The organism is Arthrobacter sp. P1_C12_2 (assembly GCF_056406415.1).
This window is the reverse complement of the sequence record NZ_JBFUAF010000026.1, coordinates 13,167-26,191: the sequence shown is the minus strand read 5'-3', so window position 1 is coordinate 26,191 and position 13,025 is coordinate 13,167. Positions and strand designations below refer to the sequence as shown.

Here is a 13,025-nt window from a genome sequence, read left to right as displayed (position 1 = left end):
CTAGCCACTATGCCCAGCACAGCAACCACCACCAAGCGCGGCCGCCCCGGCTATGACCAGCAGTCGGTGCTGGTGATCGCCGTCGACGTCTTCAACCGCCATGGCTACGATGCCACCTCGATGGGCATCCTTGCCGAGAACCTGGGCATCTCCAAGTCCGCGATCTACCACCACGTACCGTCCAAGGGCGACCTGCTGAAGCTCGCCCTGGACCATGCCCTGGGCGGGCTCGAGGCGATCCTGGACCAGCCCGGCGCCACCGCCGGTTCGGCCGATGCCCGGCTGGAGTTCGTGGTCCGCCAGACCATCTCGGTGCTGGTGGAGCGGTTGCCCTTCGTGACGCTGCTGCTGCGCCTGCGCGGGAACACGGAGATCGAGCGGGACGCGCTGGAACGGCGCCGCACGTTCGACCACAAGGTCGCCGCGCTGATTTCCGAGGCCCGGGATGAGGGTACGCTCCGCCAGGACATCGACCCGCGCACCGTCACCCGCCTGCTGTTCGGCACCATCAACTCGATCGTCGAGTGGTACAAGCCGGGCGGCTCACTGTCCCCTGAAAAGCTGGCCGACGACGTCATCACGATGGCGTTCCACGGCCTCCACGTGCCGCGCTGACCGACCGCCGGCCGGCAGGTGGCCGGGACAGTCGTTGACGGCAGGATAACGGACGCCCACCCTGTAGTCATGGCCACGAAGCTATCTGAAGTCCTTTTCAGCACGTTCCCCGATTTGCGCTACCAGCCCACCCAGAAAAGGATCCGCGCCATGGTGGGCGGGCGGGCCGTCGTCGACACGCTTGGCGCGCTCTTGGTGTGGGAGCCCAAACGCATCACCCCCATCTACGCCGTCAGCGAAGCTGACCTCCGGGCTGAACTCGCGCCGCCGGGGCAGCAGGCGGGCGACGTCCCGGAGCACGGCTTCAGAATGGGTGCCGAGGGCCCGCCGGCACTGGATCCGCGCACGGCATTCGGCAGGCACACAGCGGACGGTGAGGAGCTCGACGTCGTCACCTCCCATGCGCGGCTGCCCCGCGCTGCCTTTCGGCCGGCGGACCCCGACCTCGCCGGCTATGTGGTGCTGGATTTCAACGCTTTCGACTGGCTCGAGGACGACGAAAAGATCATCGGCCATCCACGTGATCCGTTCCACCGTGTGGACATCCGGGCGTCCTCGCTCACCGTTGAGGCAGCGCTCGACGGCGTCACGTTGGCCAAGACGAACGGCGCGCAACTGCTCTACGAAACCATGCTGCCGGTGCGCTACTACATCCCGCCGTCAGATGTGCGGCTGGATCTGATGGAGCAGAGTCCCAAGCGGACCGTCTGCCCGTACAAGGGCCAGGCGAGCTACTGGACGTATCCGCCCGCCGAGAGCGGCCGGAACATCGCATGGAGCTATGACCGGCGGTTCCCCGACGCCGCCCAGATCCACGGCCTTGTCAGTTTCTTCAATGAGCGAGTGGACATCACGGTCGACGGCGTCCGGCAGGAGCGCCCGGTCACGCCGTGGTCCCGCCCGGACGGACCGGCGGCACCGGGGGTGTGAAAACTCCGTTCGATGTCCAGAAAGGACATCCGTGTTCTTCGGTTCTCTTTCACCCGCATTGGGTGACGACGGCCCACCACTGGAAGCGCTAGCTTGGAGAACATGTGGCGGACCAGCCTCAATCGCTTGTGAGACCTCACGAGAGGCTCCCGCCGTCCAGCGGACGGCCAGCGGAGGGAGAAGGGATGCTCAACCAGTCGACCCGATCCAGAAGAAGGACATTCGAGGCCACCCGAATCGCCACGCGCGCGCCAGGTAGCCGAAAATGAGCGGGCCTGCCGCGTCGCCGGCCAGTATCGATCCGGTCGCCGTGATTCGTTCCAGGCCGTACATCGCTGCGCTCGTGCTGGCAGCGGTCTTGGGCGTTCCCATCTCGATCATTGCGTACGGTTTTCTCGCTTTGGTCGCGGCGGTCCAGAGGTTCGTCTTCGACGAGCTGCCGAATCAAGTCCTCGGAGGTCCTGCTCCTGCGTGGTGGCCGGTTCCGTGGTTGGTGCTGTGCGGGCTGCTGACGGCGTTGACCATCCGGTATCTGCCGGGCACCGGGGGCCACTCACCCGCTTTCGGATTCAAGACGGGCGGCCGTCCGCCCAGCGGCCGGGAGCTCGTGGGCATCGTTCTCGCGGCGCTGACAACGCTCAGCCTGGGTGCGGTGCTCGGGCCGGAGGGGCCGCTCATCGCGATCGGCTCGGGCCTCGGGGCGTTGGCGGTGCACCTGGTGAAGAAAGACGCTCCGCCGATGGCCCTGACGATCATGGCGTCGGCTGGCAGCTTCGCAGCGATCAGTACCCTGTTCGGGTCGCCCGTGCTCGGTGCTTTCCTGATCATGGAGGCCGCAGGGATCGGGGGGATGACGCTGAGTCTGGTGGCGCTGCCCGGACTGCTCGCTTCTGGCGTCGGGGCGCTGGTGTTCGTCGGCCTGGACGGCTGGACAGGGCTGGGCAGCTTCTCGCTGGCGCTGCCCGCGGTGCCGCCTGCGGTGCCGCCGACGTTGGCGTCGATGGGCTGGGCGGTGGTCATGGGCCTGGTCGGCGCGCTGTTGGGATGGTTGATCCGCTGGGTCGCACTGTCGCTTCGCCCGGTCGTGCATCTGAACCGGCTGTTCGTGACGTCTGCGCTCGGCTTGCTGGTCGGTCTTACCGCGATGGCGTACCAGTTGGTCTCTGGCCACAGCTTCACGCAGGTGTTGTTCTCGGGGCAGGACGCACTTCCGGATCTGGTCGAACACGCTGCGGACTACCCGCTTGCTGTGCTGGTCCTGCTGATCGCTTGTAAGACCTTGGCCTACGGGCTCTCGCTGAGCGCGTTTCGTGGCGGGCCGGTGTTCCCGTCGTTGTTCATCGGTGCGGCGCTCGGTATTGCCGCGAGTGGGTTGCCCGGAATGAATCTCGCGGCGGCGATCGGCATGGGCATGGGAGCCATGTGTGCAGCTATGCTGCGGCTGCCGTTGACGTCGACGCTGCTGGCCACGCTGCTGCTGGGGGCGGACGGTGTGGCCGTAACACCCCAGGTGGTGGTGGCTGTGGTGGTGGCCTTCGTGATCACCAATGTGCTCCCGGTCCCGGGCCCGAGGGCGTCCGTGGCGCCTGACGATGCCGGCAGCGTCCATCGTCGGGCTCCCTCGAGGGCCGACAATGACTGAGATCTCGAGCGCGGGCCGTTTGACCGTACGGGACCGGTGGATGGCCTGGTTGTTCATCATTGGCTCGAGTCTGTTCGCCTTGGGAGCGGTGCCGTTATACGCCGAGGCCGTGGGATTGCGCTTGTGTGCAGCCACATTCTTCGTCGGTTCGCTTTTCTTCACCTGTGCGGCGTTCCTGCAGTACCGCGAAGCCGTTGACGCGCTCCCGGCCGTGGGTGCCACGCGGCGCCATTCGTTTTGGGTATGGGCGCCCCGGAATCTCGGCTGGCTTGCTGGCGCGGTTCAATTTGCCGGCACGCTGTGGTTCAACTGGAGTACGGCAAACGCAATGCGGGTCAATCTCAGTGCGGCGCTGGCCGAGCAGCAGGTGTGGCGACCCGACGTTCTGGGGTCAGTAGCCTTCCTCATTTCAAGCGGTGTGGCGTTGCGGGATGCCGGTCGCGGCGCCATTGCCGGCCGGCCGAGGACTCGAACGTGGAAGATCGGCGTGATCAACGTGGCCGGTTCCGTTGCGTTCGGCATCTCGGCTGTCGCGGCCTTTGTCATACCGTCGAGCGGAGATGTCTTGAACGCCGAGCTCTCCAATCTCGGCACATTCGTGGGAGGCCTGTGCTTCCTCACCGGCGCGATTCTGATGCTGAGTCCAGAATCCACCGATGCCTCGTCTCCTGCAGGCCGGGGAACTCATCCGTAACACCTTTTCAACAGTCTCTGAAGGAGAAGTGATGTCAATTAATTTCCAGCCAACGGATGCCGACGCGGCACTGTTCGGCAACCGATTTGTCACCCAGGAAGTTCCGAGCCGGGAGTTCCCGGAGACCGGCATTCCTGCTCAGGACGCTTTGCGGCTGGTGTCGGAGGACCTGGCGCTGGAGGGTGATCCGGCCCGGAACCTGGCGACCTTCGTGACGACGTGGATGGAGCCGGAGGCCCAGCAGATCATCGCCGCGAACCTGCACCGCAATTTCATCGACCACGCCGAATATCCCCGCACGGCCGAGATCGAGCAGCGCTGCATTCGGATGCTCGCCGACCTCTTCCACGCACCCGGCGAGACGACGGGAGCCCGAACCCAGGGATCGTCCGAGGCGATCATGCTCGGCGGTCTGTCCCTGAAGTGGAACTGGCGCAAGCGTCGCGAGGCCGCCGGCGCGTCGACGTCGAACCCGAACCTGGTGTTCGGCGGCGACGTGCACGTTGTGTGGGAGAAGTTCTGCCGCTACTTCGACGTCGAGCCCCGAATCGTGCCACTTCAGCCGGGGAAGTACACGATCGGCCCGGAGGACGTGCAGGCCCATGTCGATGAGAACACGATCGGTGTCGCAGCCGTGCTGGGTACGACATTCACCGGGCACAAGGACGACATCGTCGGCATCAACGACCTGCTGGTAGGGATCAAGCGTGAACGAGGCCTTGACGTACCGGTGCACGTGGACGGGGCCAGTGGGGGGTTCGTCTGGCCCTTCCTCTACCCGGACTCCGAATGGGACTTCCGGCTCGAGCAGGTCCGCTCGATCAATGTCTCCGGGCACAAGTTCGGACTGGTCTATCCCGGCATCGGCTGGCTGATCTTCCGGGAGAAGGCCGATCTGGCCAAGGACCTCGTCTTCGAGGAGAACTACCTGGGCAAGACGGACTCGACCTTCACGCTGAACTTCTCCACCGGCTCGGCGATGGTTCTCGCCCAGTACTACAACTTCGTGCGCTATGGTCGCGCCGGTTACACGTACATCATGCAGAACATGCAGGCCAACGCCCGCGCCCTCGCCGAGAAGTTGGAAGCCATGGGCCGGTTCGAGATCATCGGCCCCGACGAGGAACAGCTCCCYCTGGTCGCGTTCCGGCTCGCCGCCGACACCGGGTACGACGAGTTCGACATTGCCTGGCAGCTCGCGGCCGAGCGCGGCTGGATGGTGCCGGCATACACCCTGCCGCCCAACGCCCAGGACGTGACGATCATGCGGGCCCTTGTCAAGGAAACGATGAGCCGCGAGCACGTCGACACGCTTGCCCGAGACATCGAAGAGGCGTGTTCCACGCTGGCGAAGAAGGGCGGCGCGCACGAATCCGAACGAAAGAAGATGGTCACCGGACCCGGCCATTGACGGCCATTGACGGCCGTTGACTCGGTGCAACGGCGACACACGGGGGGTGCGGGATGACCGCAGGCAACAGAAGGGGCGCCCCGCTGAGCCGGAGCGCCCAAAAACTCGCCGTTGCCCGCCGTTTAGAGCTGGTAATCAGCTGCCGTGGTGATGTTCTCGTGCACGCACAGAACGTTGTGCTCGGAGTCCATGAACCAGGCGCACTTCTCTGAATCCGTTGTACAAATGTGGTTCTCGGTCTTGAGATCAGGTTGATCGTAGTCCTGGAACGTGACGCCCTTGGCTTCCATTTCCTGGACTGTGCGCTCGATCTCGCTGACTTCGAAGCTCAGGGTGGTGTGTTCTGAGTGCTTTCCATCCTTGACTGGCATCAGCTGCAGCATTGGGCCGCCTTCTGAGCCGAACATTTCGCTTCCGTCATCTGCCACGCCACGGTGCGGGAGCCCCAAAGTGTCCGCGTAGAAATGCCGGGCACGCGCTGCATCATCGACTGGCAGGACTGTTGTGGCTTTATTGAGTACTAGGGTCATTTCGCCACCTCCTACGAGCAAGATTTTACGCCGGAGCGGGGTGGAAAGAGCCCGCCAATTGCGCCCCGGACAGGCGACGCTCCACGGGATGCCCCCCTCTGGTTGCGCTATCACTTGTGGCTGCCATTTCGACCTTTTGGCAGCCACGAGTGATAGAGCAACGTGAGGGAGCGTCGGGAGGAGTGCTACTTCTCGACGAGGGTCAGGACGTCGTAGGTCGCCACGATTTCGTCGTTCTGGTTGGTCAGGACGGCGTCCCAGGCCACCTCGCCGTATTCGTCGGTCTCGCGCGGGGTGATCTTCTTGGCCGTCAGGGTCACCCGGATGGAGTCGCCCGCCGCTACCGGGGTGATGAACCGCAGGTTCTCCAGGCCGTAGTTGGCCAGGACCGGGCCCGGCGCGGGCTCCACGAACAGGCCGGCGGCCCAGCTGAGCAGGAGGTAGCCGTGCGCCACGATGCCCGGGAAGAAGGGGTTGGCCGCGGCGGCTTCTTGGTTGGTGTGGGCGTAGAAGGTGTCGCCGGTGGAGTTGGCGAACTTGGTGATTTCCTCCAGCGAGATCTCACGCAACTCCGAGCGGATGGCGTCGCCGATGTGCAGCGTGGCCAGGGATTTCCGGAACGGGTGCTGGCCCTCGGTCTCGAGGGTGAAGTTGCGGTCCGCGCCGGTGTGCCAGAGCCCGGTGACGGCGGTGAGCATGTTGGGCGAGCCCTGGATGGCGGTGCGCTGCATGTGGTGCATCACCGAGCGGATTCCGCCGAGTTCTTCGCCGCCGCCGGCGCGGCCGGGACCGCCATGGACCAGGTGCGGGACCGGGGAGCCGTGGCCGGTAGAGCTGCGGGCGTCCTCGCGGTTGAGCATGAGCACGCGGCCATGGTGGGCAGCGATGCCGGTGACCAACTGCTGCGCCACGGCGGGATCGTTCGTGCAGACCGTGGCGACCAGCGAGCCGCCGCCGCGGGCGGCGAGGCGGACGGCGTCGGCCAGGTCCGTGTAGCCGATCACCGAGGACACCGGGCCGAAGGCCTCGAGCGAGTGGACCTCCTCGGCCTCCGGGTTGGCCCAGCTCAGCAGGACCGGAGACATGAAGGCGCCGCCGTCGACGACGCCGATGCTTCCGTCCGCGCTGGTGACCTTCGGCGCATCGAGCGTGCCGTAGGCAAGCTCCCCGCCGGCGTCGAGCATGGACTGGACGGCGGCGCGCACGTCGGCGAGCTGCTCGAGGGAGGCCAGGGCGCCCATGGTGACGCCTTCGGCGCGGGGGTCACCGAGCACGACGCGTTCGCGGATGCGGTCCCCCACGGCGGCGGTGACGTCCGCGACGAGTTCCTGCGGCACGATCGCGCGGCGGATCGAGGTGCATTTCTGGCCGGCCTTGGCGGTCATCTCGGTCACGAGGGACTTGATGAAGGCGTCGAATTCCGGCGTGCCCTTGACGGCATCCGGGCCCAGGATCGCGGCATTGAGCGAGTCCGTCTCGGAGGTGAAGCGGACGCCGCCCTTGACCACGTTGGGGTGTGACTTGAGCGTGTTGGCGGTCGACGCGGAGCCGGTGAAGGCCACGAGATCGCGGTAGTCCAGGTGGTCCAGCAGCGTGCGGACGGAGCCGGAAATCAGCTGCAGCGAGCCGGTGGGCAGGATGCCGGATTCGTCGATCGCCTCGACCACGGCCGCGGCGACGTACCCCGTGGGGGTGGCCGGCTTGACGATAGTGGGGACGCCGGCAAGGAAGGCCGGGGCAAGCTTCTCCAGCATGCCCCAGACCGGGAAGTTGAAGGCGTTGATCTGCACGGCGACGCCGGGGATGCGGGTGTAGATGTGCTCGCCGGCGAACGAGCCGTCGCGGGACAGCACCTCCATGGGGCCATCCACCACCACCTGGGAGTTGGGCAGTTCCCGGCGGCCCTTGGACCCGAAGGTGAACAGCACGCCGATGCCGCCGTCGATGTCGATCATCGAATCGATCTTGGTGGCGCCGGTCTGCGCCGAGAGCGCATAGAACTCCTCGCGGCGGCCGTTGAGGTACTGCGCCAGCTCCTTGAGCTTGAGCGCGCGCTGGTGGAAGGTCAGCGTGCCAAGTTCCGCCTGGCCCGTGGTGCGGCCGTAGTCCACGACGGCGGCGAGGTCGAGTCCCTCGGTGCTCACCTTGGCCAGGAGCTCGCCGGTGCTGGCGTCCAGTACCGGCGCTGCGCCGGCGGCGGAGGCGGCGTCGGGAGTCCACCAGGAACCTCGGATGAAACTGGGAACGATCTCGACAGTGTCTACTGTGGGTGCGGCTGTGGTGGTCATCGTTGACGGGTCCTTCCAACGGGGGAGCAAGATCAACACGGCCGGAACATTACTGACCGTCCGTTCGGTAATATGATCTAGAGTACATGAATGAGGCCTGCCGCACACTAGCCGCGGCGGCACCGACCGTCCGGGCCCACGGCCGGCCGGCAACAAAGGAGACGCTATGACGCCCGAGACCGGCAGCACCGAGTTGTGGAAGATCACCCTCGGGGAACTCGACGAGAAGATGGGCGTGAAGATCGTCGAGGAGTCCGTGGACCGCGTGGTGGCGACCATGCCGGTGGAGGGCAACCGGCAGTCGTTCGGGCTCCTGCACGGCGGCGCCTCACTGGCCGTTGGCGAGGCCGTGGGGTCCTGGGCCGCCGTTATCCACGCCAGCACCCTGGGCAAGACGGCGGTGGGCGTCGACGTCTCGGCCACGCACCACAAATCGGCCCGGGAGGGGCTGATCACGATCACGGCAACCCCGATCCATCTGGGTGGCACGCTGACCACCCACGAGGTGCTAATCACCAACGAGGCGGGCCAGCGGCTCTGCACCCTGCGGATCACCAATCTGCTGCTGCCCCGCAAGGCCTGAGTACCCCCGCCTCCCGAGGGTTCGCGGTTCCGCGGCGAGCCCTCGGGAGGCCGCCTACACCCGGTGTCCCCCGGTGATGTAGGGCCGATCGACCCGGAAGACCCATGGCCCCGGCTGTTAGCGTGGAAGGGCTGAGTCGCCCGGCACCGTCGGGTATCACCGGTCGCACCGGAAGGGATCCACCATGCTCTCAGACACCTCGCTTCCTGTCGTCAAGGCAACGCTTCCCGTAGTCGGCGAAAATGTCGAGGAAATCGCCAAGCGCTTCTACAAACATATGTTCGAGGCACGGCCAGACCTCCTGGACGGCCTGTTCAACAGGGGAAACCAGGCGGACGGCCGCCAGCAGCAGGCACTCGCCGGATCCATCGCGGCGTTCGCCACCATGCTCGTGGAGAAACCGGATCAGGTGCCGGACCATCTGCTCTCCCGGGTGGCCCACAAACACGTCTCGCTGGGACTGAGCCCGGACCAGTACCAGGTTGTCCACGACCACCTCATGTGGGCGATCGTGGATGTCCTGGGGGATGCCGTCACCCCCGAGGTCGCGGCCGCCTGGGACGAGGTCTACTGGCTGCTGGCGAACCTGCTCATCAACAAGGAGCGCGGGCTGTACAACGCCGTGCACCTCTCCCCGGAAACCATCTGGCGGACATGGCGGGTGGTGCAGCGGATCCAGGAGACAGACGACGTTGTGTCGTTCGTCGTCGAGCGTACCGACGAGCGCGACGTCAAGCCTTCCCTTCCGGGGCAGTACGTGACCATCAAGATGACCATGCCTGACGGCGTGCAGCAGCCGCGGCAATACAGCCTGACCAAGGCCGACGACGGGCAGCACCGGCAGTTCGCCGTCAAGAGGGTCCGTGGACTTCCGACGCCCGACGGCGAGATGTCCACGCTGCTCCACAACGACATCCAGGTGGGCGACGAGGTGGTGCTCTCAGTACCGTTCGGCGACGTGGTGCTGGAGTACACGGACCGGCCCCTGGTCATGGCCAGCGCCGGAATCGGCATCACGCCCATGGCCGGGATGCTCTCCCACCTCGTGCAGTCCGGTTCCCAACGCCAGGTGATACTCCTGCATGCCGATGACAGCGAGGCATCCTTCCCGCTCCGCGCGCAGGTCACGGAGGATCTCGCGAAACTGGCGGACGGGACCTTGAAGACGTGGTTCCTGACTCCCGCCGAGTCCGGCGGGGCGTCCGGATCCGCGTTCACCGGTTTCATGGATGTCAGCGACGTGGAACTCCCGGACGACGCCGAGTACTACCTCTGCGGTCCCCTGCCGTTCCTGAAGTCGGTTCGCAGCGCCTTGATTGCTGGTGGCGTACCTGCCAAGGACATTCAATACGAGGTATTCGGCCCGGATCTCTGGCTGGCTGACTTCCAGTAACCGCGGCTCGCTGTTCTGTCCCGAACCCCCTGATTCGCCCAAAACCTGCGGGGTCGCTGTAACCGTACGGCGTCCCCGAGAGGTTCCGGCGCGTCCGGGTCTGGGGTCCGCCGGCTAACGAACCGCCCGGCGCCGGCCGAACGCCACGAACGCCGCGCCAACCAGCAGGGCTCCGGCGCCGAGACCGGCGACGGGCAGGAGCCCACCGGCGCCCGTGCTCGCCAGCTGGCCTGCAGTGCCGCCGCCCGGCGTGTTGCCTGTTGATGTGCCGCCAGGCGCTGTCCCGCCCACAATGACGGACGCGTCCGACGGCGGGGAGGGAACCTGCGCCGGGCTGGCCGGTCCGGCGGGGGCTCCGGCGGGGTTGACCGGCTGCTGCGGGACTGCCGGCTGGCCGGGCGTTGCCGGCTGCCCGGATCCCGGCGCCCCGTCCGGGGTGCCCGCGGAAACGGGCGCGGCGTCGACGGTGAATGCCACGGTTGCCGGCAGCGATGCGACACCGTCAATGGCTTGGGTCACCGTCAAGGTGTGCGCTCCGGTGGCCAGGTCCGCGGGGAACGGGACACTCCAGCGGGCGCTGCCGGCCAGGTACTCCGGGTTCCGGGGCTCAAGTGCGGCCCGCTCAGCTATGGCTCCGGAACCGGCCTGCACGGAGTCAACGGCCACCCCGTCCACGGCCACTCGCACGTCGGCACCGTCAACGGCGGTGCCGGAGATGTCCGTGGGCAGGGCGTCCAGGCGCAGGTGCTTGCCCGCACGGATGCTCGACACCGCCGGCACCGGCGGAATGACGGTATAAGTGCTGGTCGCGGAGGGGCTGTCCGCCTCTCCGGGAGTCGTGAGCACCGCCGTGACCGAGACCTTCCCGAAGACCGGCTGATCGGCCACTTTGATGCTCCAGCGGCCGTCCAGACCGACGGTCCCCGAACCGGCGACATCGCCCGAGAGCATAACGGTCGCGCCGGGCATGCCGGTGCCTGCGATGCTGTGCAGTGCCGGAAGAGCGGTACCCGTCGGCGTCGTCATTCCGGGTGCCGGAAGTGGGGCTGGTGCGACGGTGGCCGTAAAGGACGCTGGTCCAGAATGGCTGAAGCCGTTCACGGTTTCCGCGGAGAAGGCCATCTGCCCACTCGGTAGCGGAGCTCGGAAAGTCCAGTTCCCAGCAGCATCCACCGGCACTTCGAGTTTTTGCGCCCCAACGGTGATGCGGACCTTGGAATTCGGAGCCACAACGGACGCCGGACCGGCGCTGACGTGCCCGGTGATCGGCTCACCGGCTGTGACGGTTCCGCTGGCGGCAGCCGCGAGCGTTGGCTTGGTCAGGAACAGTTGCAGCTGGACGCCGCCGGGTATCCGGCCGAGGGCGTCCTCGAGGCTGGTCGCGATGGCCCGCGTCTGGACGCCCTCGTCGGTACTTTCCGCCCCTGTGTGCAGCCCAACAGCGAAGTTCCCGCTGATCCATGGACCGCCGGAGTCCCCGCCGTCTGACGTGACCGACGTCGAGTCGAAGCCCCGGACCGACCGAAGATCGTTGTCATAATCCGGCGGCAGTGAATTTGGCCCAGGGATGGCCCAGATGCCGACCGAGTCCACTGTGCCGCACCTCCACCCGGTGGTCCGGCCGGACCGGCACACGGGCTGGCCTTGGAAGGGGGCAACGGTTCCCACAATCTTCACGGACGTCGGCCCCGGATCGGCGGGATTGTCCCACCGGGTGACGGCGGCCTGGAGGTCCAGGCCGCTCCGGATACCCTGGAGGACGGTGATGTCCGTGCCGACGTTGGTGCCGTCCGGCGCAACCTTGGAATTGTCCGGGCCGCCGAACTGGCTGAACCCGAATGTGCCCAGGATCCCGGTGGCCGCTCCCGAACCTGCGCCCCCGGCCGCCGGCGCACCCGTGGGATCTTCAATCTGCGCCTTTTTCGCGGTTCCGTCAGCGGCGCAGTGCCCGGCGGTCAGGATCAGAGGCTCGCCCGCAGGGCTAAAGGCGCCGAACCCGGCCGAACACAGCGTGCGGCTGTCAATGATGTAGCCCTGGCCGCCAAAGAGGTCCTCTTCCGTGGTGATCCGCGATCCTTGTTCCAGCGCCACGTTGGCGTAGCGGGCCACGAAGTCCGCCGCGGACATCTTCGGCTTCGTGCCCGGCGCTCTCGCCGGCTGCACATCCAAGCCGGAGGCGGGAACGGCGTCGGCGGCCGGAACGGACTGCGCCGTGTTGGTGCCGCCGGTGCGGATGACGAAGTGGCCGTTGGTGTAGGTGACGGCCTGCAGCCCGGCGGCCCCGACCTCGCGGACGTAAGCCTCGAACAGTTGCTGGGTGCTGGAGGCCAGCAGCTCCGCGGCCGAGGGGACAACGGCGGCGGCCGGAGGGGCGGCAAGCACGAAGTCGGCCGGCCCGGACTGGTTCAGTTCGGCCACGCGGGCCCGGAGCTCGGGGCCGCTGCCTTCAACCGCGATTTTGCCGCCGGCGAGGCTGATCCCCACATAGCCCGGGAGCCTCCTCAGGGAGGGCGCGGCGTCGGCGGCACGGCGGGCCAGCGCACCGGCCGCGTCGAATTCCGCAAGGGTCATGCCGAGGTCCCGCCGCACTGCTTCGGCGAGGCCGGCATCGCTGATAGGAGCGGCTGCCGTCTCCCCAGCCGCCGTCGTCGTCGTATCAACCGACGCCACCGTCGTATCAACCGGCGCCACTGGGCTGGCGGTTGCCGACGCGGCCGACGCGGCCGACGGCGAGGCTGTCGGCGCGGGTTCCGTTCCCCCGGCGTCGGCCAAGGCCGGACCGGAGTAGAACGATCCCGCAAGCGCGATGGCGGCAGCCGCCACCGCGCGCACTGTCAGCTGATACTTCGGACTCTTCACCCGGTTACTCTAGCGTCCCAAAGTGGCCAGAATGGCAGTCAGCTACCGGTCCGTTATGCCATTGTGGCCCGCCCCTCGCG

At 66.9% G+C, this 13,025-nt stretch carries 10 protein-coding genes; 7 read left to right on the top strand and 3 right to left on the bottom strand.

What is annotated here, in order from left to right:
* Positions 1–9 precede the first annotated feature (9 nt).
* From AC1DZQ_RS20690 to gad, 5 genes are all read left to right on the top strand, one after another.
* Positions 10–615 carry a TetR/AcrR family transcriptional regulator gene (locus tag AC1DZQ_RS20690; RefSeq protein WP_476965263.1) on the top strand — a complete coding sequence of 202 codons (606 nt, stop codon included), beginning with the start codon at positions 10–12 and terminating at the stop codon, positions 613–615.
* Positions 616–684: 69 nt separating this feature from the next.
* Positions 685–1,545, top strand: coding sequence for a DUF427 domain-containing protein (locus AC1DZQ_RS20685; RefSeq protein WP_476965262.1), 861 nt, complete (start codon positions 685–687; stop codon positions 1,543–1,545).
* Positions 1,546–1,810: 265 nt separating this feature from the next.
* The gene (locus AC1DZQ_RS20680; protein ID WP_476965261.1) at positions 1,811–3,187 is read left to right on the top strand and encodes a chloride channel protein; all 1,377 of its coding nucleotides are present in this window, start codon (positions 1,811–1,813) and stop codon (positions 3,185–3,187) included.
* Positions 3,180–3,881, top strand: coding sequence for a hypothetical protein (locus AC1DZQ_RS20675; RefSeq protein ID WP_476965260.1), 702 nt, complete (start codon positions 3,180–3,182; stop codon positions 3,879–3,881). The genes AC1DZQ_RS20680 and AC1DZQ_RS20675 overlap by 8 nt, the downstream gene beginning before the upstream one ends.
* A 31-nt stretch (positions 3,882–3,912) precedes the next feature.
* Complete coding sequence (gene gad / locus AC1DZQ_RS20670) at positions 3,913–5,292, top strand: glutamate decarboxylase (protein ID WP_476965259.1); 1,380 nt, start codon at positions 3,913–3,915, stop codon at positions 5,290–5,292.
* A gap of 122 nt (positions 5,293–5,414) precedes the next feature.
* Here gad and AC1DZQ_RS20665 read toward each other — a convergent pair whose 3' ends face one another.
* Together AC1DZQ_RS20665 and paaZ are read right to left on the bottom strand one after the other, a co-directional pair.
* Positions 5,415–5,822, bottom strand: coding sequence for a VOC family protein (locus AC1DZQ_RS20665; RefSeq protein WP_476965258.1), 408 nt, complete (start codon positions 5,820–5,822; stop codon positions 5,415–5,417).
* 185 nt (positions 5,823–6,007) lie between these two features.
* Entirely contained in the window at positions 6,008–8,110 is a 2,103-nt protein-coding gene (gene paaZ / locus AC1DZQ_RS20660; RefSeq protein WP_476965257.1) for a phenylacetic acid degradation bifunctional protein PaaZ, read from the bottom strand.
* Positions 8,111–8,276: 166 nt separating this feature from the next.
* On the opposite strand from paaZ, the gene AC1DZQ_RS20655 reads away from it, so the two are divergent.
* Both AC1DZQ_RS20655 and AC1DZQ_RS20650 read left to right on the top strand, forming a co-directional pair.
* The gene (locus tag AC1DZQ_RS20655) at positions 8,277–8,693 is read left to right on the top strand and encodes a PaaI family thioesterase (RefSeq protein ID WP_090574798.1); all 417 of its coding nucleotides are present in this window, start codon (positions 8,277–8,279) and stop codon (positions 8,691–8,693) included.
* A 184-nt stretch (positions 8,694–8,877) separates the two neighbouring features.
* The gene (locus tag AC1DZQ_RS20650) at positions 8,878–10,086 is read left to right on the top strand and encodes a globin domain-containing protein (RefSeq protein WP_476965256.1); all 1,209 of its coding nucleotides are present in this window, start codon (positions 8,878–8,880) and stop codon (positions 10,084–10,086) included.
* Positions 10,087–10,200: 114 nt separating this feature from the next.
* Here AC1DZQ_RS20650 and AC1DZQ_RS20645 read toward each other — a convergent pair whose 3' ends face one another.
* A complete protein-coding gene (locus AC1DZQ_RS20645; protein ID WP_476965255.1) occupies positions 10,201–12,945 on the bottom strand; it encodes a hypothetical protein in 2,745 nt (914 codons plus the stop codon).
* Positions 12,946–13,025: the final 80 nt, after the last annotated feature.